This window comes from Vibrio sp. OPT41 (assembly GCF_015163595.1).
Taxonomy (GTDB): Bacteria; Pseudomonadota; Gammaproteobacteria; order Enterobacterales; family Vibrionaceae; genus Vibrio; species Vibrio alginolyticus.
Genome location: NZ_JADDYH010000016.1, coordinates 36607 through 60313, shown reverse-complemented (window position 1 = coordinate 60313; position 23707 = coordinate 36607). Strand labels below are relative to the sequence as shown.

The window sequence follows — 23707 nt, the reverse complement described above, 5'->3', positions numbered from 1 at the left end:
TCCTCGTTGTTCAGAATGACGGTGACTTTAATAAGCTCTAAATCAAAAGAACTCGTCATTCTAGCCAGCTCCAGCGAGACTAAGAATCTGGTAACAGCAGGCTCCTATTCTTTGCTGGTCACCTTAACCACTGCTCAACCGGAAGATAGATTCTGAATCACCTCGTTCCTCGCTGTTCAGAATGACCGCTACCATAGCAAGCTCTAAATCGAAAAAACTCGTCATTCTAGCGAGCTCCAGCGAGACTAAGAATCTGGTAACAGCAAACTCCGCTTCTTTCCCGCTCAACTTAGCCACTGCACAGCCGGACAGTAGGTTCTGAATTACACTCGTTCCTCGTTGTTCAGAATTACGGTGACTTTAATAAGCTCTAAATCAAAAGAACTCGTCATTCTAGCCAGTTCCAGCGAGACTAAGAATCTAGTGGTAACAAGCTCCTATTCTTTCCTGGTCACCTTAACCACTGCTCAACCGGACGATAGATTCTGAATCACCTCGTTTCTCGCTGTTCTGAATGACGACATATCTTGGCTCATATGAACATAGCCCCTACAAAGCCACACTCAAATTAAGTCAACACTTTTCTTTACTAACCCTATCGCGCATAATATGTACTGACGTATAAATGGTGGGTATATGAAGACCGTAGATAGGATATTGCAAATCGTTAAGCGTGATGGCTCCGTCACTGCAAAACAACTCTCTTCTGAGCTAGGTATGACAACCATGGGGGCGCGTCAGCACCTGCAGAGTTTAGAAGATGATGGCATCCTGTCTATCCATGACGTAAAAGTAAAAGTTGGTCGCCCTGCTCGTCATTGGTCTCTCACTCAAAAAGGTCATGAGCAATTTGCTGACCGTCACGGTGAGTTGACCATTCAGTTTATAGAAGCTGTCGAACATATCTTTGGCAAAGATGGACTGGAAAAAGTCACATCAGAGAGGGAAAAACTCACGTTACAAAGTTATCGTCAGCATCTTGAGCAATGCGACTCTCTGCAAAGCAAACTAGAAACACTCGTCACATTAAGAGAGCAAGAAGGCTATATGGCAGAGCTCGAGAAAGATGAGAACGGATTCATCTTGATCGAAAATCACTGTCCGATTTGTAAAGCCGCAACTCGCTGCCCAAGCTTGTGCCAATCAGAATTAAGTGTCTTTCAGTCTTTACTTGGACGTGACACCAAAGTAGAGCGTACCGAACACATCATTAGTGGCCAAAGACGCTGCGTTTACCGCATCCAACAACTGCAGTAACCACCACAACCAAACATCGACATGCCGCACTTATTCAATCTCAAGCTTGAAAGCTTCTCTTATAAGTGAGACGGCTGAAGAATTCATCCTCTCTCCTCTTTCTAGTGGTATAGGCTTTTAGTAACTAAAGGCAATTTCCATAAGGATTTGGAGAGCATCGATGTCTACTCTACGTCATATCCCACCCCAAACGCTTCCTCCATTCGATGAAATGGTTCGAATGGCAGAGCGAGACCCAGAAGCTTTTGAGCAATTTCGTCATGAGATGGCGAAAGAGATGATCGAAAGCGCATCAGAAGATATGAAAGAAAGATTGTGGGCTCAACAAAGCCACATTGATAGAGTCATCAGCACGTGTAAAAACCCTCATCACACCAATGTGGTATTGATGAACGAGTTGCAAAAACAGGTCGTAAAGTTCAAAGCAGCGCTAGAAGGGGAAGCGGCACCGACACAAAAAGCGGATGTGGTTAGCTTAAATGCGTTTAAAGATAGGGATGATTTTTACTGATACTCAGTAGATAGATCGAGAAAGTTAGGGTTCGTTTCTCTTACCAAGGCTAACTTCCACTCACGCTTCCACTGCTTGAGCTGCTTTTCTCGGTTTATAGCATTAGCGATATCGTCGAATAACTCAAAGTAAACGAGCTTATGAACGTTGTATTTCTTAGTAAATCCTTCCACTACTCCATTTTTATGTTGCCATATTCTTTGGGGCAGCTGACTGGTAACACCTATGTAGAGAACAGCGTTGTTATTTGACGTTAGGATATAAACGCAAGGTGTCTTATCGATGATTCATTCTCCTTCATTATTCGCTGTTACTTTTCCATTGTAATTCAATCGCTCAGTTCAAACTCGGAGCGCTCTGTGCGTAGATTCTGAATCACACTCGTGCTTCGTTATTCAGAATGACGATGGCTTTCACAGACTCTAAATCAAAGGAGCTCGTCACTCAATCGAGCTGTAGCGAAACTAAGAATCTGGTATCAGCAAGCTCCTACTCTTTCACACTCAGCTTAACCACTGCTCAACCGGACGATAGATTCTGGATCACGCTCATTCCTCGCAGCTCAGAATGATGATGGCTTTAACAGTCTCCATATCAAAAGAGTTCGTCATTCTAGCGAGCCTCAGCGAGACTAAGAGTCTAGTAACAGCAAGCTCCTATTCTTTCCCGTCAAGCGGACGATAGATTCTGAATCACGCTCGTCCCTCGCAGTTCAGAATGACGATGACTTTAACAGCCTCCAAACCAAAAAGGATCGTCATTCTAGCGAGCCTTAGCGAGACTAAGAATCTAGTAACAGCAAGCTCCTATTCTTTCCCGCTCAGCTTAACCACTGCTCAACCGGACGATAGATTCTGAATCACGCTCGTCCCTCGTAGTTCAGAATGACGGTGAGTTTGACAGCCTCTAAATCAAAAGAGTTCGTCATTCTAGCGAGCCTTAGCGAGACTAAGGATCTGGTAACAGCAAACTCCTACTCTTTCACACTCAGCTTAGCCACTGCTCAACCGGATGATAGATTCTGAATCACCTCGTTCCTCGCTGTTCAGAATGACGGTGGCTTTAATAGCCTCTACATCAAAAGAGTTCGTCATGCTAGCGAGCCTCAGCGAGACTAAGAATCTAGTAACAGCAAGCTCCTATTCTTTTCCGCTCAGCTTAAACACTGCTCAAGCGGACGATAGATTCTGAATCACGCTCGTCCCTCGCAGTTCAGAATGACGGTGAGTTTAACAGCCTCTAAATCAAAAGAATTCGTCATTCTAGCGAGCCTCAGCGAGACCAAGAATCTACTTTCAGCACGCACGATACTTGAGGCGATTACTCCGGCTCAGGGCCATATTGGTTTGGTCCTGATGTTCCCTTTAAGAAACCACATTCAATTAGAATCCATAAACCACAAATCAGAGAAATGGAAGCAACGAACATCTGTGGGGTCGACGGCTCTTGCGCGGCAGGGCTGGTCATTGGCGTGGCAATTCGTCCGATAATCAACGGAATATTCAGTGCTAGCCAATAGATCGATTTGTTGCGGTCGTGCCAACGCTTGGTGGTGATCGCCAAATCAGGGATCAACAGAACCACCAAGAAAATAGGAAGAAGCACATAGGAGAGAGTAGGAAGCAGTTGGCTGATACCGGCACCAAAGCCTAGAATGGACACATAGTAAATGACGTTCCAAATCCAGTAGGTTTTACGGTTTATACGTCCTTGAAAAGAAAACAGTAACTCTTTAGTCGACATCAAATTTTACCCCAAAGTAGAAAGGTTATAGATTAGCCCAGTCGATATAGTTTGGAAAGGACACCGATAGCTTGGGTGCCCACAACGACCTTACAACAAGCAGAGCCAGGCTGAGAATTCGTAACAATAACCCCTCGCTATTCTCGGGCAATCCAGCGCAACCTAGTTCACTACCTTTTGGAAGCTATCTATATCCATGTCTCTGATATTGACCGTTAAACTGTGCACGTGACTGGCTTGCTCTTGAAGTGTCGCCATCAAGGATCGTGACAGTTCTCGCTTTTGTTCTTGGGAGCGACCAGATAACAAATCAAAGTTGATATGGATAAAGTCGAGGCTATCACCCTCCTCTCCTATTAACCAATTGTGGCACCGGAGCGTTCTAGATTTCACTGACGCGAGTTCAAAAAGGCCACTTTCTAACGCCGTTTTATGTAAATCCTCCAGCAACCCCTGAACATTGACGCGTTCCTCCACCGAGTTTGAATACTCTAAAACGAGATTTGGCATTTTGATTCCTTTCTACAACAATTAATTCCAGCGCGTAGTAATACCAATCTAAGCGGCAATTTCCGAGGAATGGACTATCATTCTGTCTACGCGATCACCAATCGATTGCTTTTGACAAAAATAACAGAACAAATGCAGCACCGACCAGATGAAGAAAGCCGAATAAGACATGACGCCAATCATGATCTGTTCACATTATTCTGTTATATTCCTACGTAGATTTTTTACATTAATAGACTATTTACATTAAAAATAAGGGAGATATTCCTATGCGTCGTCCTGTAGTGATGGGTAACTGGAAACTAAACGGTAGCAAAGCAATGGTAACTGAGCTACTAACAGGTATTAACGCTGAGCTTGAAGGCGTTGAAGGTGTAGACGTAGCAGTAGCTCCACCAGCTCTTTACATCGATCTAGCAGAGCGCGTAATCGCTGAAGGCGGTAACAAAGTTATCCTAGGTGCACAAAACACTGATCTAAACAACAGCGGTGCTTTCACTGGCGACATGTCTCCAGAAATGCTGAAAGACTTCGGTGCTTCTCACATCATCATCGGTCACTCAGAGCGTCGTGAATACCACAACGAATCTGACGAGTTTATCGCGAAGAAATTCAACTTCCTAAAAGAAAACGGCCTAACGCCTGTTTTCTGTATCGGTGAATCTGAAGCTCAAAACGAAGCTGGCGAAACTGAAGCAGTATGTGCACGTCAAATCAACGCAGTTATCGACACTTACGGTGTTGAAGCTCTAAACGGCGCAATCATCGCTTACGAACCAATCTGGGCTATCGGTACTGGTAAAGCAGCAACAGCTGAAGATGCACAACGCATCCACGCTTCTATCCGCGCACTAATCGCAGCGAAAGACGAAGCAGTTGCAGCACAAGTAATCATCCAATACGGCGGTTCTGTTAAACCAGAAAACGCAGAAGCTTACTTCTCACAACCTGACATCGACGGTGCTCTAGTTGGCGGCGCTTCTCTAGACGCTAAGAGCTTCGTAGCTATCGCTAAAGCAGCGGCAGCAGCTAAAGCTTAATTTCGCTTTTTACTAAGCAGAAACAAAAAGGGATGCATCACGCATCCCTTTTTGTTTGCTTACGATCTAGTCAGTCTATCATTCCGAGGAGCCCAAGCGACATCAGGAATCTAATTACCACATGTGTAAAACCGAAAGTTAAGTAACGAAAAACGCCTTACATCAAAACAAAGAACCCAATCGCACTTCCGATTATTCCTACTTAATTCCATCCAACCAACGAACTCTATTCACTTACCCTGCCCTCTGGATTTATAGTTACCTATGCTTGTTCAAGGAGGAGCAATCGACATGACAACCCCAATATCAGACATCGCAAGTGTGATTCACCATGGCGGGAAACATACCGTCACTGGCTCTTGTCATGAATTGCAACTGCCACACGGCAGCATCTTGATCGATTGCGGACTCTTCCAAGGCAAAGACATCCATTTTGGCAACCGTAGGGCATCATTGGATATTGAGTTTCCGGTTAAACACATCAAAGCATTAGTCCTCACCCATGCTCATATCGACCATATCGGACGCCTACCTTGGTTACTGGCTGCTGGATTTAAAGGCTCCATCTACTGCACCAAAGCAACAGCCGAACTGGTACCGCTCATGTTAGAAGACGGACTAAAGCTGCAACTGGGTTTGAACTTCCACCAGCGTCAACAAGTCCTCAATGTTATTAAAAAACAGCTAAGACCCCATGACTACCAACAATGGCTGCCACTTGGTAAACAATGTTACCTGCGCTTTCAGCCTGCGGGGCACATTCTTGGTTCCGCTTACGTGGAATTCAAACTCCCCAATCATGAAATCATCGTATTTTCCGGCGATCTAGGTCCGTCCAATACCCCGCTCTTACCCGATCCAAAGCCGCCAAAGCGTGCCGACTATTTGTTCATCGAGTCCACATACGGCAACAAAGAGCATGAAGACATTGCAACTCGAACTGAGCGCTTGAACGCCATTATCGATCACGCACTGCAAGACGGTGGTGTAATTCTGATCCCAGCTTTCAGCGTAGGACGTACGCAGGAACTGTTATTCGATATTGAACAGCTGATTCACCAACGCGACTTGTCGTCTTCTTTGCCAATTATCCTAGACTCACCGCTTGCGAAAAGAGTCACGAAGACCTACCGCCGTTTCAAAAAACTGTGGGGAAAAGAAGCAAAGCACAAGCTCAACAATCATCGTCATCCCCTCGCTTTTGAACAATGCATTACTGTAGAAAACCATCGAGAACATCAAGCATTAGTGAATCGACTAGCCTCCACCGATGAGCCTGCAATTGTCGTCGCGGCATCCGGTATGTGCGAAGGAGGAAGAATCGTCAATTACTTAAAAGCACTCTTGCCAGACGGAAGAAATGATGTGTTGTTTGCGGGCTATCAAGCGCAAGGAACCTTAGGTCAAGAAATCCAATCAGGCAGCCACACGGTGGATATCGATAACCAACCAATCGAAGCCAACGCGCAGATCCATACCATCTCTGGATATTCTGCACATGCAGACCAAAGCGATTTATTGAAGTTTGTTACTGGGATTCCAACACAACCAAAAGCCGTGCATTTGATACATGGAGAGAAAGAAGCAAAAAAAGAGTTAGGAGAGAAGTTGGAAGCAGAAGGAATTGAGGTGGTTTATTAAACTAATATCAGCCGACATTAGAACGATACAACCTAGTTCTTACTTATTGTTAATCAGTAAAAACAGCATAAGAATTTGAATATCAACGTGCTTTAACTAAGCTTTGTACGTCAGAAAGCCATGTTAAAGCACATTGGTAGCGAGCCTGAACAACTATACTGGTTCAGCAACCTTTACGGTTGGTGTTTTAGCAAGCTCAGCACTAGACGCTTTTTTGTATAGGTTCTCGTAGCAGTAGTTTGTCGCCTCGATGTAACCTTCTACACTGCCGCAGTCAAAACGCTGACCTTTAAATTTGTAAGCAATCACACAACCAGATTGCGCTTGTTGCATCAATGCGTCAGTGATTTGGATTTCTCCACCTTTGCCTGGTTCTGTATTTTCGATAAGCTCAAAAATATCTGGCGTTAAGATATAGCGACCAATAATTGCTAAATTACTTGGTGCTGTGCCTGGTTCTGGCTTTTCTACCATATTGTCGATTCGGAAGATGTCATCTTTGATCATCTCACCTGCGATCACACCGTATTTATGGGTTTCAATTTCTGGTACTTCTTGAACCGCAACAATTGAGCAACGGAACTGCTTGTACAGCTCAACCATCTGCGCTAATACGCCCTGCTCTTCATTCACACAGAGGTCATCTGCTAGTACAACAGCAAATGATTCATCACCCACCAACTCACGACCAGTCAAGATAGCATGCCCAAGACCTTTCATCTCACGTTGACGGATATATGTGTAACTCGCTGAATCAATCAAAGAACGGATATCGTCCAACAGTGCTTCTTTGCTTGTTCCTGAAATTTGATGTTCCAACTCATAGTTTTTATCGAAGTGGTCCATCAAAGAGTGTTTGCCACGACCAGTGACAATGCACATGCCATTCATGCCAGCTTCAATCGCTTCTTCAACACCATATTCAATCAATGGCTTGTTAACTACCGGCATCATTTCTTTCGGCATAGATTTTGTTGCAGGTAGAAAACGAGTACCGTAACCCGCTGCAGGGAAAAGACATTTTTTAATCATTGTGATTTATACCTAGCTAGACATAAAAACGAGGCTTTCGCCTCGTTTTGTATTACTTGTTATAGAATTCTTTATACCAAGAAACAAACTCTGCAACGCCTTCTTTAACTGTTACTCTTGGTTTGTAACCAGTAGCGGTAAATAGATCTTCTGTATCAGCATAAGTTTGATAAACATCCCCAGGCTGCATTTCGCGGAAGTTTTTCTTCGCTTCTATACCAAGCTCATCTTCAATCGCTTTAACGAAGTCCATCAAGTTGATAGGAGAGCCATGACCAATGTTATAAACCGAATATGGAGCAGAACTGCTTGCTGGAGTTCCAGATTCTACAGTCCAGCTTTCATTTCGAGTTGGTAAGACGTCTGCAATACGAACTACACCTTCAACAATATCATCTACATGGGTGAAGTCTCTCCACATATCACCATTATTATTGATATCGATAGTATCGCCATCAAGAATTTTCTTAGTGAAAATAAATGGGGCCATGTCCGGACGCCCCCAAGAACCATACACTGTGAAAAAGCGCAATCCTGTTGTTGGGATGTCATACAGATGAGAATAGCTATGAGCCATTAACTCGTTAGACTTTTTCGTTGCTGCATAAAGTGATACTGGATGGTCAACACTATCTGAAGTAGCAAAAGGAACTTTTGCATTAAGCCCATACACTGAGCTCGAAGACGCATATACCAGATGGCTTACTTTGTTTTGACGGCATCCCTCAAGAATATTGAGATGCCCAACTAAGTTTGAGTCCGCATAAGCATGTGGGTTTTCTAGTGAATAACGTACTCCAGCTTGGGCAGCCAAATGGATAACGCGATCAAACTTCTCAGTCGCAAACAGCCTCTCCATCGCGTCACGATCTGCAATATCCACACTTACAAATTTGAACAGTGGATTTTCAATACGAGCGAGTCGAGCATGTTTCAAATTCACATCGTAGTAATCATTTAGATTATCGATACCCACTACTTCATGCCCTGCAGCATTTAGCTTCTCTGCTGTTGCACTACCAATAAAACCAGCAGCACCAGTTACTAAGTATTTCATAATTAACCGATTCCTAAAGAAACAAAAGCCAGTCAAACAAGACTGGCTTAACTTAATCAAGTGTGAGGTTAGTCACTACCAAATAGATCGCGTGTATAAACTTTTTCAGCTACATCTGCTAACTCTTCGACCATACGGTTAGAGATAATCACATCCGAACATTTTTTGAATTCATTCAGATCTTTCACAACACGTGAATGGAAAAACTCAGCTTCTTGAAGCACAGGTTCATAAACGACAACTTCTATACCCTTTGCTTTAATACGCTTCATAATGCCTTGAATTGAAGATGCACGGAAGTTGTCTGAGCCAGCTTTCATGATCAAACGATACACGCCTACTACTTTTGGCTGACGTCTAATGATTGAATCTGCGATAAAGTCTTTTCGCGTACGGTTAGCATCAACGATAGCACCAATAATATTGTTCGGAACTTCTTGATAGTTTGCTAAAAGCTGTTTGGTATCTTTTGGTAAGCAGTAGCCGCCGTAACCGAAAGATGGGTTGTTGTAATGACTACCAATGCGAGGATCTAAACCGACACCTTCAATGATCTGACGAGCATCTAAACCGTGAGCTTCTGCGTAAGAATCCAGCTCATTAAAGTACGCAACACGCATTGCAAGGTAGGTGTTTGAAAACAGTTTTACTGCTTCAGCTTCTGTAGAGTCAGTAAAAAGAACTTGAATATCGTCTTTTACTGCCCCTTCCACTAGCAAGCTAGCAAATTCTTCCGCACGTTCACTGCGTTCACCCACAATGATACGGGATGGGTGAAGGTTATCATAAAGCGCTTTGCCTTCTCGAAGAAACTCTGGAGAAAAAATTACGTTCTCACACCCCAACTCTTCTTTGATTCGAGCTGTATAGCCAACAGGAACAGTTGACTTAATCACCATCACTGCTTCAGGGTTAATTGACATAACATCTTTAATCACCGCTTCAACAGAAGATGTATTAAAGTAATTAGTTTGCGGATCATAATCTGTAGGGGTTGCGATAACAACGTATTCTGCATTTTGGTAAGCTTTCTGCTTATCCGTTGTTGCAACAAAATTTAGCTCTTTATGCGCTAAAAAGTGTTCAATTTCGGTATCAACAATCGGTGACTTACGTTGGTTCAGTAAATCAACCTTCTTAGAAATGATATCTAAAGCGACCACCTCGTGATTTTGAGCTAACAACATGGCATTAGACAGCCCAACATAGCCGGTCCCAGCAACTGCAATTTTCATGGATTAATCCTTCATTTATTTTTGTGCCGGATAATATCAAACCCACAACCATTACGCTATTGTTCTAGCCCCCCCATAAGAGCGACGAGCCAATAACAATATTTAGTTTTTCTACATTACAACTTTTTCCAAGCTAGAAGTTGGGCTAAAATCACTCGATTATACACAATAAAGTTGGCTTTTTATGTTCTTAGAACTCAGTTTCGTTTTTTTCTCATCATTTGCGACGCTATTCCTTATGCGTAAAGTAGCAAAAAGAGTTGGATTAGTAGACAAACCCAACTCAAGAAAACTGCATAATGGTGCCGTTCCACTCGTTGGAGGCATATCAATATGCTTGGTTTTAGCACAATACCTAACTTTTAAGCCTGAAATTATCGAATACAGCTGGTTGTATTTGTTATCTATCTCTGCTTTAACTGTAGTAGGTGCAATTGATGACAAGTTCGATCTTAACTTTAAGATCCGTATGGGGGTTCAAGCAGTTTTATCTGTGGTTATGATGAAAGTTGCTGGACTAGAGCTACATAGTCTTGGCGACATGTTTGGACTAGGACCAATTTCACTTGGTTGGCTTGGCAGTTTCGTTACAATCGCAGCCGTAATTGGGGCGATTAATGCATTTAATATGGTCGATGGGATTGATGGGTTATTGGGTGGGCTATCTATAGTTACCTTAGGTGCTCTAGCTTATTTACTACAGGTTGATAGTCAGCACGGCGCAGCGTATTTATGCGTAGTTATTATTGTCGCTATGTTACCTTATATTTTCATGAATCTTGGTATTTTAGGACGAGAACGAAAGATATTTATGGGGGATGCTGGAAGCATGATGATTGGCTTTACAGTTATCTGGCTACTTCTTGGCGTCAGTCAGACTGACCAGTCAACCCCCTTGATGCGACCAGTAACAGCACTTTGGCTAATTGCTCTTCCGTTAATGGACATGACCGCAATAATGATTCGCAGAATCAGGCGAGGCGACTCCCCTTTCAAACCAGACAGAGAACACTTGCATCATATTTTTCAACGTCTTGGCTTAAGTTCTCGACAAACATTAGTTGCAATATGCACGATAGCAATTATATTTGCTGCTTTTGGTATTTATGGGGAAAGCGCCAATATTCCTGAGTCAACTATGTTTGGTTTATTTATAGGTTGCTTTGCTACTTATGCCCTGATTCTCTCTTACATATGGAGAATAACAAGGTTATTAAGAAATAAATTAGGAAAGACAGGTCAGAATAAAGAACATGAACTATTATGATGCTAGAGATAATATCCTTTATATAAATAAAGCAACAAATTTTTAAGTTGAGGCAAATTTAAATAGCCATCTCTTACGAAGGTGGCTATTTAAAAATAATCTTATGATAAAGTATATAAATTCGCTCACATTGACTGACAGGATAAAAAACAGTCTTCGACAGCTTTTAAGTACTGTTCAACCACAATCTTTTCATCAAATTCTTTAGACATTTTATCTCTACTAGCCCGCCCCATCAAAAGCCTTTCTTCATGGGTTTTATTAATTATTTTCTCCAGTGAATTTACTAAACTTTCAGTAGATCTAGGCATACAAATATACCCATTTATACCATTATCGACTGTTTCTCGACAACCAACATTATCAGTTGTGACTATAGGTTTTCCCATTGCGCCAGCTTCAAGTAATGACTTAGGTACACCTTCTCTGTAAAATGAAGGTAAAACCATACAATCTACTTTAGATATTTCGGTTTCAACATTATCAGATGTTCCAAGGTACTTAACAACTCCTTCATTAACCCATGAATCCATCTCCTCTTTGGAAACAGCAGAAGGATTACTCACGTCTAAAAAACCTAATAAGCAAAATTCCACGGAATCTCCATAAATAAGCTTTAACTGACGTGCTGCCTCCACATAATGCTCGATACCTTTATCATAAAGCATTCTAGCTATAAGCAGAAAACGTATAACTCCGTCATTTTCTGATGGGGAATATTTAAAACGAGACAAATCAACTCCAGAACCAGGAAGTCGCTCGGTGACAGAAGCCTTTGCGTAATTATTATCCAAGAATAACTTTCTATCTTCCTCATTTTGGAAAAATATTTTAGATGCTTTTCTTTGACTAATTTTATATAAAAGTCTTGCAATTTTAGATGGTAATGTTTCGTTAATAAACAACACTCCAAGTCCTGCAATATTATTTATACTTGGCACATTCAAAAAAGACGCAGAAAAAGTACTATAAATATTATTCTTCGGAGTAAAGTTAAGTACGCAATCAATACTATTTGCTTGATAGATATAATAAAACTGGAAGAGAGTTTTTAAATCCCTGAATGGATTAGTACCACCTTGATCTATATCTATATTAACAAATTTACACCCAAGCTCGGAAAGCTTTGAAGAATAAGAATCTTCTGGAGCAACAGCGACTACATTATACCCGTTTTCTAACAATGCCAGAATCGTGTTTTTCCGAAAATTATAAAGATACCAACTAGTATTAGCAGTAATTGCAACATTAAACATTTGATAACCATTAGAATGCAAACATAAAGAAAATAGAAAGATAAAACAATTAATACTCAAATGTGTTTTACGACATATTTAAATCCATTCAAAAATGCACTTTTTGAGAAGTTTGATTTTATATAATCAACCCTCAACCCTCTCTGTTCAATGAAATTATCCCTATTGTCTGCATATAAACAAATTGCATTTGAGAAATCTTTTTCACAATAACCATGAGTAATGGTACCAAGTTCTGAGTTTGTTATAATATCCTCAACACCATCGACTAAAGTACTGATAACATAACAACCATGAGATAACCCTTCAATTAAAGTTCTAGGTAAACCTTCGGAAAAGGATGTCATAGCGACAACGTCAAATTGTTTATAATAACTTCCTACATCATTTTGATGACCGACGAATTCAAATTGTTCTTCTAAAGAGTACTTCTTGACTAAGTCTTTAACACTTAATTCATACTCTTTTTCATCATTTTTCGATGCGCCTACTACAATTACTTTAACCTTATTTCGATAAATAACAGGTAAACAATTAATAGATGCAATTAACAACTCGATATTTTTTCTTTTTGAAAGAACACCAACAAAACCAATCAATATTTTTTTCTTTTTTTCAAAAAAAATATTCTTAGGAATAGAAAATCCAGTATGAACAATACTCGTTTTGTGTTTATACTTAGTCAACTCTTCATTCGTAAAGATATCATAACAAGATGATGATATTAAAATAATCTTTTTTGAAAGCCTTATCGCTAAAGGTGTTACAAAATTAACTCGGTCATTAATACGCACATACCAAACTAAACGATTCCGACTCAAAAGACTAATAGGAAGGAAAAATAAAAAACAACGAATATCGTTAAAACATACAATGTGATTTTTTATTTTAGGATAAATAATCAAACATTTAACCCAGGTCAACATCAATGACAATAAATAAAGAAATAAGAATTTTATGTTTTTCTTTTGATTACCTCTTCTTACTAAAAGGGGAGAAGGCACTCCGATACAATTGAAGTCAATATTATTTTTTTCTGACAAATCCGCTAAAGAACCTTTATTTGAAGATATTATGCCAACAGAGTCACCTTCATTCTTTAAAAGGGTCGCAAGATCTAACATGCTTCTAGGAGCACCTCCTGAAGCATCAGAATAAGAGTCAAAAAACAGTATTTTTTTACTACACATAACGATTAATCACTATAGAATTTCTTTTTTGAATATAAATACAATTTTCATCAATATCTTTAGTTACAATAGATCCGGCAGCTATAACAGAGTTATCACCGATAGAAACACCTTTAAGTATAATGACATTCGAACCCAGCCAAACATTTTTCCCAATATTAACAGGCTTAGTTTTGAAGCCTTGATTACGAATTAATAAAGATGGATCCGAAATTGAATGGTCATGGTCATATATTTTCACCCCTTCACCTAATAACGAATTGTCACCTATATTTATCATTTCACGACAATTAATGGAAACATCGTTATTAAAAAACACATTTTTACCTAAAGTTAGGCTTCCACCATCAATTGATATATTCACATTTCTTTTATTTCTAAACCCATTACTAACAAAAAAGCTACCACTTTTTATCGATATGAATCCATGAAGGTAAGATTTAAAAGGATTAACTTTTAATTTTCTAAAATAGACAATTTTATAAAAAATAGTTAATAATATTTTCATGAATTTTCGATAGGCAAGTAAAATCATTTAAAACCTCTTTTCATGCTCATTATCTTCCTTTTGAAATTCACTAAAGATTTTTTATTTACAGGAAAAGTCGAGATAAGAATCATAACAAAGCCTTTAAGTGAAACTTTCCTTGAAAAGGAGCGACAAGCGTACTTAAAGCAGTTAAGGCGATCATTACCTAAAAATCCTTTGGATAAGATAAAAAAAAGTGCCGAATCAAACTCATTTTCATATTTCTTTAATTTTGGACTTATAATTAGAGCTTTATTTTTAAATTCCGTAAATGAATGCTCAACTATCTTGGGGTCAAAATTATTTCGCCCACTATCTTCATGGACTCTCACACTAAAAAGACACTCTTTTTCGTAGTTAATTCGTAACCCAGAACTTAATAAGGCTAATATTAACAGATGATCTTCTTTATATCTTTGGGTTTCATCAAACCCTCCTACTTTAATAAAGGCATCTCTAGGAATTAACAATCCAGGTGTCAACATTGATATTTTCCCCAAGAAAATCGAGGGAAAAATCTCACTATAATCAAAATCATTAATATGACGGGAAATTAACTTACTATTGTCATCAATCAAAAAACAGTTTGATGTAGAAAAGGATTTTTCATCTATAGATTTAAATTGAGTCTCAAGTTTGTTCAGTTCCCACTCATCATCAGCATCTAAAAAAGCCACATATTTCGTAGTGGCGCTCTTAACTCCTAAGTTCCTTGCAGCAGCTGGTCCTTTATTTTTCTGAGCGATAAGTGTAGTCGTAATTTCACTTGTGTAGGATTCGATAATTTTTCTTGTTTCGTCGGTCGAACCATCATCAACGATGATAATAGAGGAGGGTTTCAAAATCTGATTTTCAATGCTAGCTAGTGCTTTTAATATCCACTTAGCAGCATTAAAGGCAGGTATAATGACGGTAACATCACAAACCAAATATGTGTTGGAATTACTGATATCTAACAAGCAATTTTCTCCTTCAACATCTTGAAATTAATCAAAAACAATAGAACAAATAAAACAAAAGATATTTCATGAATATTAAATATCAACGACATCGGGAAGAATACTACACATACATGAATAATAGGACTTTTTAAAAACTCGATACTTTCTAATTTGTTCCTTGTAATGTATCTCAACCTCAAGATAAATAATAAAAACAAACTGAATACTGTTGATACTATACAAGCCATTACACCATAGTATGGTATGAAAATAAAATTCAAAATAATATTAGATACAGCAGAGATAAGGGTGGTTAATAAAACATGAGAGGCTAATTTCTCTCGCATATATACCCCCCCCATCATAGAAGACAATACTGAATAATATGAGCCGATAAGTAAAATTTGAAGATATTCGGACGCTTTATCATACCTTGAATCGAAAACAATATCGAAACAAAAGTAAAAAACCAAAGATAACATTACCAACGCCGCATTTAACAACGCAACATTCGGCTTCCACCCCGAATTATTACTTCCTGATTGTTTACCAACAACGTAAACATGCCAAATTTGCATAAAAATTCTGTTAAGAGCGGTAATTAATGAGGGGAACTTTGTAGCAACAGCATAAATTGCGACCGATGCAGGTCCCATGAAGTAACCTAATATGAACTTATCTGAAGCATTTAATACCCACCATAAAATGGTGTTTGGCATCATCAATAAACAATAATTTATCTCCACTCTATTAAACTTAATAACATCTAACTTAAAAGTTATGTACTTCCAAACTTGGGAATACATAACTAAAAACAATAAACAAGTCAATGTAGATAATAGTTGATATAAGATTAAAATTTTAAAACCAAATTTATCCCCCCCCATGCTGTATAAAAAAACAAGCGCTAAGAAAGATAAATTCTTTATACACTCCGCCGTAGTAACAACAAAAGCTTTATAATTAGACTTTTCAAGTTGTTTGATTAATTCTATAAGAATGTTTGAAAAAACAAGTAATATTAAATATATTGATAAGCTCCCAAAATAAACTCTTAATACAAAATATGAAATTGGGGCTAGAACAAAAAAACACACCAGACCAAAGAGAGATAGCCTACTAAAAACTATCGACTTATCTTCTTTATCTATACAAAATCGAAATATGCCATCTATTGCACCTCCACATAATAAAGGAAAGAGTAAGTTGATTGAAGTCAATGCTATTTCATAGGTGCCGAATGAATCCAGTGATGTATTTCTTGAAATAATAACAACAGATATAATCAATAGAAATTTCGAAATCAAACCTGCAGCTATCGTTAAAATGTTTCTTGCTTTCATTTATAAAATAGGCCGTAAACTACGGCCTCCTTTACTAGAACTGCGTTAATATTTTATGTTCTAACGCTTGGATTTGACTTAACACACTAGTTTTATCATGGGTGCTTTCTAAGCTATCAATTTCCGATAAAATTGAATTGACAATTGGTGAAACTTTACCGTCTAAACGCCATAAATCATCCCCAACTGAGTCAATGATACGATCAATAATATTTAGCTCTCCAATAACTCCCTTAAACTTTACACTATATGAGAGAGGAATGGCAGGTACACCTACTTGTAAAGCAGAAACACAAGCGTGCATTCTACCTGATACTACACATTTTGATTTAGCGATCAGCGCTCTAGCTTCTACAGGTAATAGTGTTTCTTTAATAAACTTGACCTTAGGAGAGTGTTCAATTCTTTCTTGTATTTTTTCTATAATCTTATTATCGGAAGAAGTATCACTTAAAACATGTGATAAAATGAGAACATTTTCTCCTCGTTCGGTTAAATGATTAATTAAACTCAAATAAGAATTAACATATGAATCAAGATCGCTCGTATAAGACTTCCATAGCCCTGATGGAACGATAACAAAGTAATCTTTAAAACTACCTAGTTTATGTTCGGGAAAATTTTCAAAATACGAAGTGTCTTGTTTATACAATGGTAAATAAGCTAAGTCTGCCGCAATTTTAACATTTTCCAGTTGTAACTCTTCTATCAGATACTTAGCACTATTTTCATCTCTTGAATAAATTGAAACCTTATTCAAGAGCTTTTTAATCCACCATTTTCTCCACGAATAAAATGGTCCCATCGTTTGTCCAAGTAGTTGGACTTTGATGTTATTTTTTAAAAGGCTTTCTATTTTTAAAAGCTCAATACATAAGGCTTTTATTGAGTAATACTCAGAAAAATCATCTCCGCCAAGCTGGATAACGCGATCAACACCTATCTCTTTCATCATTCGACCAAAGCTAAGAGAGTATTTACTATACTTTATAAGTTTATTAAAACTATTTTCATTTGAGCAGTCAGGTCTCAATTGAATACCTAGTTCTAGAAAGCTCTCAATTTCTTCTACACCAGAAGATGCTTTAATTCTTTCAACTCCATCAATCTCAACATTATCAACAATAAAGGTGCTTTTCGGGTATTTATTTTTGAATACTCGGATATAATTAGCAACCATCATCAAAGAGCCGTAGTTTTTAGTATTACTTGCTCTCATTATAAGTATTTTCAAGGTGTCTCTCCAAAATGTAGATCAATAGATATGGAATAATTATCGCATTGGCATAGCGATAAGTGTTATGCGAAAGTACTAACGCTAAATTACAAAAAAGAAAATAGAATCCGATTACATTTACTTTATTTTTCCATTTTGAGAATATGAAAACAAATAATCCAGTAAAATTTATTAACACTAATAGCGTTGCTAAGCCTTTTGAATTATAGAATACACTAAAAGCTCTTTTGAAGTTAACAACTACTGTTTCGATATATATAGAAGAGAAAAAGAACTGTATAGCCGGCAAATTTGATACAGCTAGTGTTTCTTTATCATAACTTTTATAAACATCCTCCATTCGCCTTGATATAAAGCTCAGTTTTACAGGTTGACTTATATCTAACGAAAAAAAGTAAATCATTATAGCTGCAGCAATAACATTAATAATTATAAATTTAGCCTTTGAAGTGTTATATACTCGAGAACAAATAAAGGCATATATTATCAATGCTATAGCTTCAGGTCTGGCTAGTACCAATATAAAGCTTGAAATGAATAGTAAGAACTTCTTGTGTTTCTCAATTGAGAGAAGCATTAATGTGATACCTAATACAGTCAAACCTTCCTTCAATATAAAGAAGTTCCAATAGTTACCAAAAATCAATAAAGAGACAATAAACAAACTGACATAATCTATTTTTTTCACCCTATTTAGAACTATAATCATAGCTATATTATAAGATAAAAAATTCAAAGCCCTGAAAAAAGCAGGTCCAGTTACATCAAATAAACTCGAAACAAACTTAGCATATAAAAGAAGGCTAGTTCCATTTATATAAGTACTTTCATCAGGAAAAAGAGGAGTGAATTTTCCACCATTCTTACTCACATGAAAATAGAGTAAAATTACTCCACCATAAAAAAGAACGGCTCCAATACTATAGATTAAAGATATTTTTGTTCTAGAAAAGAAAAATAGGACTGCAAAAAACAGTATTAGTACAAGTATATCAATCACAAACAAACTCAACTAATTGGTCATTGCTTTTCTTTGGAGATGTACAAATTAAAGTGCTATCGTCGTAATAACCAAATGCTATGACAACAGTAACAACCTCTCCTTTTCCAAGTGATAGTAAGCTATTTATTTTTTTATCATTTTTTATATCAACACACCAGTTCAAGAAACAACTACCAATACCAAGTCCATGTAATGAGTTAACAAAATTCATTGAGAAAAGGCCGCTATCAAACCATACTTGCTTTCGTTCTTCTGGTGATATACAGGATGTTAGATCTGCTGTTATAACGGCTAGGTTTAAAATTTGCTCTCTAAAACCGTCGTTACCATTTTGTAACTTTAAAATCTCGTCTATTTTTTCTTTTCTATCTATGACTTTAACTCGCCACGATTGCCTATTACATGCGGATGGAGAATGTCTAGCTATATTAACAGCTTCATTCACATCTATTTGTGATACTTTTTCTTTCCTGAAGCTTCTAACTGTTCTTCTATTTAACACTACATTTTTATATATATTAAAGTCCGAATTAGAAGTGCATATCTCTTCTAATTTTATTTCTTGATATCCACCTTTATCACCCTGAGACCCAAGATTAAACTTTCTCACAAAGTCGATGTACTTTATTAATTTTTGGTCATTATTATGCTCTCTTATATAATGTTCAATCACATGGACAGCACTTATTACGTCTTGATGATTTCTATCATCAATTTTTTCAATAGTATCTATTATATTATCTAAAACTCTGAAGCCAAAGAAAGGTCTTCTTGGTATCATCGTCAGACCTTTTTCTATTTTGTGGAAATCTTTTCTAAGTTTATAAATATATGTCAACTTATCATTGTTAAGATACTTATTAGAAGAAGAAACATATAATATCAAATCATATGTATGAACCCTTATCGACTTTAAAGTATATTTAAAAGCCCTTAAAATCTCTCTCATAACATCTGCTCTTTTTATATTAAGTCAAACCAATTTGTTAAATTACATTTTCTAGTTGTTTATTTTATTAATGTCATCCTTTGCAATTAACAACCTCACAAATATAATACCAAGACCAAGTACAAATCCAATAATTGTTATTAGAATACAGATCAAAGCCCTTTGAGGTGAATCTTTAATTTCTGGCACTACTGCAGGGTCAATTGTTTTAAATATAAATTCTTCTTGTACTTCCGCTAACATTAGAGTTTTAGTCTGTTCTTCTATAAGTTTGTAGAACGTACTTCTCATATCAGCAATAGCAGTTTTTTCTAGCTGAGTATTTAGATATGATAGATTTTGTGTAGTTTCCTTAATCGTTCTCTCACGCATCACCTCATTAATATCTTCAATCAACCAATCTACCCATTGTTTAGCGAGAAAAGGAGAGTAGTATTTTACCGAAATATTAAATAGACCAGTATCTTTGTTTTGGTTTACCACTAATACATTTTTCAAGAACACGTCAAATGCTTCTTGAGAGCTAGGTTTCACTCCCCTTAATCCTTCCGGCTCACGTAACCACTGCTGGGTTTCAGAGTTATATACTCTCTCATCCAATATCAATTTGTTGCTTTTTAAGTTCCAGTCTTTTGCAGCCATTAAAGGTACAAGTAAATCGTGCTTTTTGATAAAAGCATCTACAAATCGACGAGATTGCAAAACTTGAACAGCTAAGTCTGTTTGTGAAGACTCGTTTGCACCTAGGTTTACACCAGCTAAAGCAGCTAACCCTCCAAGTTGCCCTGCCATCTTTGAAAGTCCGCCACTACCGGAACTTTCTGTAGGGGCAAGCAATGCATTAGCTCTATATATATTAGGCAAACTTAGTGAATATAAGACTGCTCCCAAAGCAAAGATAAGTGTCGATAGTAAAATAACCCACTTCCCACTCCAAATAGCCTTCAGTAGCTCATTCAGATTCAACTCACCATTAGTGTTTCCCACACCTTCTGGAGGTATAGTCAATTGAGAATATTCAGTAATTTTTTGGGGTTCCATTGATATTTAAGGTCCTAGAATTCTTGTAGCCAAACTCTAGGCTTTAGGTTTCATTAAAGCCTAGAGTTTGATACTGGATAAGTAACGACATGGTACAGTGGGTTAAGTTACACTTTTCGCAACTTAACTAGCTGCCATAATTTTGAGTTTTATTATCGCGTTGAAACATCCTCTCTACTTCAACGCATTGATCGCTACACCCGTTTGGTAAAGAATCTGTGTTGCAGCCGTCCAAGTACTTAACGCATCGCGGTAGTCTGTATCAATTGGAACAACAATAGTATCGCCCGCTTTTAGCTCTTCATGGTTGTTACCAAACCAGTAACCTGACGTTGGTTTGTAAACCGAGCCGTCTGCACGTACAACGAAGATACGGTCTTCGTCTGCTTGTTTTTTCGCGCCACCAGCTTTGTTCAGGTAATCATCCACATCTAGCTTGTTATCCAGTAGATATGTAATTGGAACTTGAACTTCACCCATGATCGAAACCGTATTGCGGAAGGTTGGTACAAATAAGAAGTCACCATCTTCTAACATAAAGTCCGCAGAACGCTCGTCTTTAAGAATGCGATTAAGCTGTACTACCATACGTCCAAGAGCTTTGCTGCGACTTGCCTCTTCAACAAACTTCAATGTTTTATCTGGGTCTGAGATTACCGACGCCATATTGCTGTCTGCACGGAAGGTTTTCTTCGCTGTTTCTGCTCGCATATCTGCGGCATATTGGTTTAATAGCTTTTGCTCTTTAAGGCGTAAAGCCTCACGAGTAAAGATAGCCCCTTGCGGATGTGCAAATTCGGTTAGACCACCAGCACGTTCAAGTAACTCGCCTAAGGTCTCTCCTTGACGGACAGTATAAGTACCAGGGAAGCGAACTTCGCCTTGCAACGTTACTGTGCTTTGCAGTTTGACATTTGGCTTCTCAAGAATGTTTAGGCGATCACGACCAGCAATAACGACATCGTCAGCAGAGCTACCCTTGATAGCTTGGCGTAAATCAATACGCTCAACATCAATAGAAGCGCGCTCATCTCTACTGTTTATTACTGTACGAGCTAACTCGGCGTTAATGGTGAATGCGTCATAAGTTAGACCACCAGCAGCTTCAATCAAGGTAGAAATCGTCATACGTGGGGTAATTGGGTAACGTCCTGGGTGTTTTACCTCACCGAAGACTTCTGCAATCTGCGGAGCTAAACCCAAACGCGATTGCTGTTGAAGCTGTAGCAGAACAGGAGCAAGTAACGTGCGGCGCGTATTTTGTTTTAATGCTTCAAAATCTTCTTTGGTAATTTCTTTGCCACGGAATATGATTTTCGGCTGTTCTGATTCTTCAGTTGAAGATTGCCCCTTCGACACATTGCCTGTCGCTGAAGATATTGCAACAGAAGAGCTCATAACTTCTTGCTCTTTTTGTTGATCCAGCTCGGCTTTAAATTGTGCTTGCTCAAGCGTTTTCGCTTTCGTGACCGTATCTTGATCTGCAAGGGTATCTAAATCTTCATTGTTGAAACGGTTAAATACCAGCACTCGGTCACGTGAGCTTAGCTTTAGGTTATCTTTGCTGCTCGGAGAAAGAATCGCGTTCGCAAGATTTACTTGATAAACCTCGATGTCACGTTGTGGGTTAACCTCACGAACAACAACGGCATAGTTTACATCTGCAGTAGAATTAAATGAGGTATCAACAGATTGGAATAAATCTGCGATTCGCAGACCGTTCTTCCACTCAATAAAGCCGGGATGGCGAACATCACCTTCAATTTGCACGTAACGAGTTAGTTCTTCACTCTTCTTCAGTACATTAACGGCGTCACCATCTTTGACTTTAGTTTGCTGGTCATGTGACTGGCTAAAGTTCAGTGTTAATACATCGCGAGCACCTTTAGTGGCGTAACGCTTCACTTCGATTTGATCGCTATAAGCGTTAGCCGTAAAACCGCCAGCCATTTGAATCGCTTGCTTATAGGTTTCACCTGGTTTGATTTCGTAGATTGCGGGACGGTTTACTTCACCATCAATCGAAATCGTGTTACCCAATGCACCGATGAAGACGACATCGCCAGGTAACAGTCGAACATCATTGCGCGCGTCGCCTTTCAACAATAGGTCATACATATCAAGCTTGCGAATCACCTGACCATTGCGCTTTAACTGCACGTTACGCAATGCGCCACTCTCACCAAAACCACCACTGTAATAAATGGCTTGAGAGATCGTTGTTAGTGCACTAACAGTGTAAGCTCCTGGCTTGAAGGCATCACCCATAACAAAAACTTGCATGGTGCGCATTTCACCTAGCGAAATGTCACTGCGCACACCAATCATTTGCTCTTTTACTCGCTGGTTTAGAGAATCACGCACATCAGAGAATGTCATGCCGGCCACTTGAACAGGACCAAGGGAAGGGAAGTTGATGATGCCTGCACGATTAACACGAAGACGATGCGTTGTGTTCTCTTTACCAAAAAGTTGGATAACGATTTCATCACCAGCTCCTACCGTGTAGTCAGCAGGCACAGGTACATCACTGATTGGTGCAAACGTCGTCGGTGAACCTGCAAATAAATCTAGACCAAAACGCTTTAAACCTTGTTCACCTTTTTCTGAGTCTTCTGAGTCGTTAGCTTTTGCCTCCATAGCACTACTAGCAGCCGGGCGTTGCTCAATCACTTGAGGGTTTTGATAACTACTTGGCTGAGAAGAAGCGCCGGAAGGAATAGAGATACCATACTTACTCGCTAATGCTTGTTGCTGGTCTGCTGGTAAGTTCTGAAACATCTGAATTTGTTCTGGGGTTGGAGTCTGCGCATTAGTAAGCGGCGCAAATAGGCTTGCTAGAATGCAAGCACCTATCGAGAAATATCCTTTGAGCATGATAATTCGCTATTTAAAGTCAGGAGTTAAAAATCCTAGCAACAAAAC

At 38.7% G+C, this 23707-nt stretch carries 21 protein-coding genes; 5 read left to right on the top strand and 16 right to left on the bottom strand.

All coding sequences use genetic code 11. The annotated features are described in order from the left end of the window. Nucleotides 1-636: 636 nt before the first annotated feature. Nucleotides 637-1257 carry a helix-turn-helix transcriptional regulator gene (locus IQP38_RS09060; protein ID WP_005379532.1) on the top strand — a complete coding sequence of 207 codons (621 nt, stop codon included), beginning with the start codon at nucleotides 637-639 and terminating at the stop codon, nucleotides 1255-1257. Between the two features lie 160 nt (nucleotides 1258-1417). After that, complete coding sequence (locus IQP38_RS09055) at nucleotides 1418-1768, top strand: DUF3135 domain-containing protein (RefSeq protein WP_176311254.1); 351 nt, start codon at nucleotides 1418-1420, stop codon at nucleotides 1766-1768. Here the strand turns inward: IQP38_RS09055 and IQP38_RS09050 are convergent. The 3 genes from IQP38_RS09050 to IQP38_RS09040 form a co-directional block, all read right to left on the bottom strand. Further along, nucleotides 1762-2028: a GIY-YIG nuclease family protein gene (locus IQP38_RS09050; protein WP_372081343.1), complete on the bottom strand. Its 267-nt coding sequence runs from the start codon at nucleotides 2026-2028 to the stop codon at nucleotides 1762-1764. The genes IQP38_RS09055 and IQP38_RS09050 overlap by 7 nt on opposite strands. 1060 nt (nucleotides 2029-3088) lie before the next feature. Further along, a complete protein-coding gene (locus IQP38_RS09045) occupies nucleotides 3089-3511 on the bottom strand; it encodes a DUF805 domain-containing protein (protein WP_005384868.1) in 423 nt (140 codons plus the stop codon). Nucleotides 3512-3673: 162 nt separating this feature from the next. Beyond that, nucleotides 3674-4021: a 5-carboxymethyl-2-hydroxymuconate Delta-isomerase gene (locus tag IQP38_RS09040; RefSeq protein WP_053303354.1), complete on the bottom strand. Its 348-nt coding sequence runs from the start codon at nucleotides 4019-4021 to the stop codon at nucleotides 3674-3676. Between the two features lie 269 nt (nucleotides 4022-4290). On the opposite strand from IQP38_RS09040, the gene tpiA reads away from it, so the two are divergent. Beyond that, nucleotides 4291-5061 carry a triose-phosphate isomerase gene (gene tpiA / locus IQP38_RS09035; RefSeq protein WP_005428123.1) on the top strand — a complete coding sequence of 257 codons (771 nt, stop codon included), beginning with the start codon at nucleotides 4291-4293 and terminating at the stop codon, nucleotides 5059-5061. A 291-nt stretch (nucleotides 5062-5352) separates the two neighbouring features. Further along, nucleotides 5353-6702 carry an MBL fold metallo-hydrolase RNA specificity domain-containing protein gene (locus tag IQP38_RS09030; protein ID WP_193837527.1) on the top strand — a complete coding sequence of 450 codons (1350 nt, stop codon included), beginning with the start codon at nucleotides 5353-5355 and terminating at the stop codon, nucleotides 6700-6702. Between the two features lie 153 nt (nucleotides 6703-6855). Here the strand turns inward: IQP38_RS09030 and galU are convergent, their stop codons facing one another. The 3 genes from galU to IQP38_RS09015 form a co-directional block, all read right to left on the bottom strand. Continuing rightward, entirely contained in the window at nucleotides 6856-7734 is an 879-nt protein-coding gene (galU, locus tag IQP38_RS09025) for a UTP--glucose-1-phosphate uridylyltransferase GalU (protein WP_193837526.1), read from the bottom strand. A 52-nt stretch (nucleotides 7735-7786) separates the two neighbouring features. After that, nucleotides 7787-8791 carry an NAD-dependent epimerase gene (locus IQP38_RS09020; protein WP_193837525.1) on the bottom strand — a complete coding sequence of 335 codons (1005 nt, stop codon included), beginning with the start codon at nucleotides 8789-8791 and terminating at the stop codon, nucleotides 7787-7789. A 68-nt stretch (nucleotides 8792-8859) separates the two neighbouring features. Further along, nucleotides 8860-10026 carry a nucleotide sugar dehydrogenase gene (locus tag IQP38_RS09015; RefSeq protein ID WP_193837524.1) on the bottom strand — a complete coding sequence of 389 codons (1167 nt, stop codon included), beginning with the start codon at nucleotides 10024-10026 and terminating at the stop codon, nucleotides 8860-8862. A gap of 184 nt (nucleotides 10027-10210) precedes the next feature. On the opposite strand from IQP38_RS09015, the gene wecA reads away from it, so the two are divergent. After that, a complete protein-coding gene (gene wecA, locus IQP38_RS09010) occupies nucleotides 10211-11293 on the top strand; it encodes a UDP-N-acetylglucosamine--undecaprenyl-phosphate N-acetylglucosaminephosphotransferase (protein ID WP_193837523.1) in 1083 nt (360 codons plus the stop codon). 125 nt (nucleotides 11294-11418) lie between these two features. On the opposite strand, the gene IQP38_RS09005 is transcribed toward wecA, so the two are convergent. The 10 genes from IQP38_RS09005 to IQP38_RS08960 form a co-directional block, all read right to left on the bottom strand. Beyond that, entirely contained in the window at nucleotides 11419-12549 is a 1131-nt protein-coding gene (locus IQP38_RS09005; protein WP_193837522.1) for a glycosyltransferase family 4 protein, read from the bottom strand. Between the two features lie 56 nt (nucleotides 12550-12605). Then, a complete protein-coding gene (locus tag IQP38_RS09000) occupies nucleotides 12606-13739 on the bottom strand; it encodes a glycosyltransferase family 4 protein (protein WP_193837521.1) in 1134 nt (377 codons plus the stop codon). Next, nucleotides 13732-14274 carry an acyltransferase gene (locus tag IQP38_RS08995; RefSeq protein WP_193837520.1) on the bottom strand — a complete coding sequence of 181 codons (543 nt, stop codon included), beginning with the start codon at nucleotides 14272-14274 and terminating at the stop codon, nucleotides 13732-13734. Before IQP38_RS08995 ends, IQP38_RS09000 begins: the two co-directional genes overlap by 8 nt. Next, a complete protein-coding gene (locus IQP38_RS08990; RefSeq protein WP_193837519.1) occupies nucleotides 14271-15227 on the bottom strand; it encodes a glycosyltransferase family 2 protein in 957 nt (318 codons plus the stop codon). The genes IQP38_RS08995 and IQP38_RS08990 overlap by 4 nt, the downstream gene beginning before the upstream one ends. Further along, complete coding sequence (locus IQP38_RS08985) at nucleotides 15221-16552, bottom strand: lipopolysaccharide biosynthesis protein (RefSeq protein ID WP_193837518.1); 1332 nt, start codon at nucleotides 16550-16552, stop codon at nucleotides 15221-15223. The genes IQP38_RS08990 and IQP38_RS08985 overlap by 7 nt, the downstream gene beginning before the upstream one ends. Before the next feature lie 34 nt (nucleotides 16553-16586). Next, the gene (locus IQP38_RS08980; RefSeq protein WP_193837517.1) at nucleotides 16587-17786 is read right to left on the bottom strand and encodes a polysaccharide pyruvyl transferase family protein; all 1200 of its coding nucleotides are present in this window, start codon (nucleotides 17784-17786) and stop codon (nucleotides 16587-16589) included. Beyond that, entirely contained in the window at nucleotides 17758-18789 is a 1032-nt protein-coding gene (locus IQP38_RS08975; protein ID WP_193837516.1) for a hypothetical protein, read from the bottom strand. The genes IQP38_RS08980 and IQP38_RS08975 overlap by 29 nt, the downstream gene beginning before the upstream one ends. Then, nucleotides 18782-19741, bottom strand: a complete 960-nt coding sequence (locus tag IQP38_RS08970) for a nitroreductase family protein (protein WP_193837515.1) — start codon at nucleotides 19739-19741, stop codon at nucleotides 18782-18784. Before IQP38_RS08970 ends, IQP38_RS08975 begins: the two co-directional genes overlap by 8 nt. A 51-nt stretch (nucleotides 19742-19792) precedes the next feature. Beyond that, complete coding sequence (locus IQP38_RS08965) at nucleotides 19793-20782, bottom strand: Wzz/FepE/Etk N-terminal domain-containing protein (RefSeq protein WP_193837514.1); 990 nt, start codon at nucleotides 20780-20782, stop codon at nucleotides 19793-19795. Between the two features lie 174 nt (nucleotides 20783-20956). Continuing rightward, on the bottom strand, nucleotides 20957-23659 hold the full coding sequence (locus tag IQP38_RS08960) for an SLBB domain-containing protein (RefSeq protein ID WP_193837513.1): 2703 nt from the start codon (nucleotides 23657-23659) through the stop codon (nucleotides 20957-20959). Nucleotides 23660-23707: the final 48 nt, after the last annotated feature.

What these genes read in the sequence shown, in the direction of transcription:
- wecA (WP_193837523.1), top strand. Translation starts at nt 10,211, where the DNA reads ATGTTCTTAGAACTCAGTTTCGTTTTTTTCTCATCATTTGCGACGCTA.
- IQP38_RS08960 (WP_193837513.1), bottom strand. Translation starts at nt 23,659, where the DNA reads ATGCTCAAAGGATATTTCTCGATAGGTGCTTGCATTCTAGCAAGCCTA.
- IQP38_RS08965 (WP_193837514.1), bottom strand. Translation starts at nt 20,782, where the DNA reads ATGGAACCCCAAAAAATTACTGAATATTCTCAATTGACTATACCTCCA.
- IQP38_RS09055 (WP_176311254.1), top strand. Translation starts at nt 1,418, where the DNA reads ATGTCTACTCTACGTCATATCCCACCCCAAACGCTTCCTCCATTCGAT.
- IQP38_RS09015 (WP_193837524.1), bottom strand. Translation starts at nt 10,026, where the DNA reads ATGAAAATTGCAGTTGCTGGGACCGGCTATGTTGGGCTGTCTAATGCC.
- IQP38_RS09020 (WP_193837525.1), bottom strand. Translation starts at nt 8,791, where the DNA reads ATGAAATACTTAGTAACTGGTGCTGCTGGTTTTATTGGTAGTGCAACA.
- IQP38_RS09005 (WP_193837522.1), bottom strand. Translation starts at nt 12,549, where the DNA reads ATGTTTAATGTTGCAATTACTGCTAATACTAGTTGGTATCTTTATAAT.
- IQP38_RS09000 (WP_193837521.1), bottom strand. Translation starts at nt 13,739, where the DNA reads ATGTGTAGTAAAAAAATACTGTTTTTTGACTCTTATTCTGATGCTTCA.
- IQP38_RS09040 (WP_053303354.1), bottom strand. Translation starts at nt 4,021, where the DNA reads ATGCCAAATCTCGTTTTAGAGTATTCAAACTCGGTGGAGGAACGCGTC.
- IQP38_RS08985 (WP_193837518.1), bottom strand. Translation starts at nt 16,552, where the DNA reads ATGAAAGCAAGAAACATTTTAACGATAGCTGCAGGTTTGATTTCGAAA.
- tpiA (WP_005428123.1), top strand. Translation starts at nt 4,291, where the DNA reads ATGCGTCGTCCTGTAGTGATGGGTAACTGGAAACTAAACGGTAGCAAA.
- IQP38_RS09045 (WP_005384868.1), bottom strand. Translation starts at nt 3,511, where the DNA reads ATGTCGACTAAAGAGTTACTGTTTTCTTTTCAAGGACGTATAAACCGT.
- IQP38_RS09060 (WP_005379532.1), top strand. Translation starts at nt 637, where the DNA reads ATGAAGACCGTAGATAGGATATTGCAAATCGTTAAGCGTGATGGCTCC.
- galU (WP_193837526.1), bottom strand. Translation starts at nt 7,734, where the DNA reads ATGATTAAAAAATGTCTTTTCCCTGCAGCGGGTTACGGTACTCGTTTT.
- IQP38_RS08995 (WP_193837520.1), bottom strand. Translation starts at nt 14,274, where the DNA reads ATGATTTTACTTGCCTATCGAAAATTCATGAAAATATTATTAACTATT.
- IQP38_RS09030 (WP_193837527.1), top strand. Translation starts at nt 5,353, where the DNA reads ATGACAACCCCAATATCAGACATCGCAAGTGTGATTCACCATGGCGGG.
- IQP38_RS08970 (WP_193837515.1), bottom strand. Translation starts at nt 19,741, where the DNA reads ATGAGAGAGATTTTAAGGGCTTTTAAATATACTTTAAAGTCGATAAGG.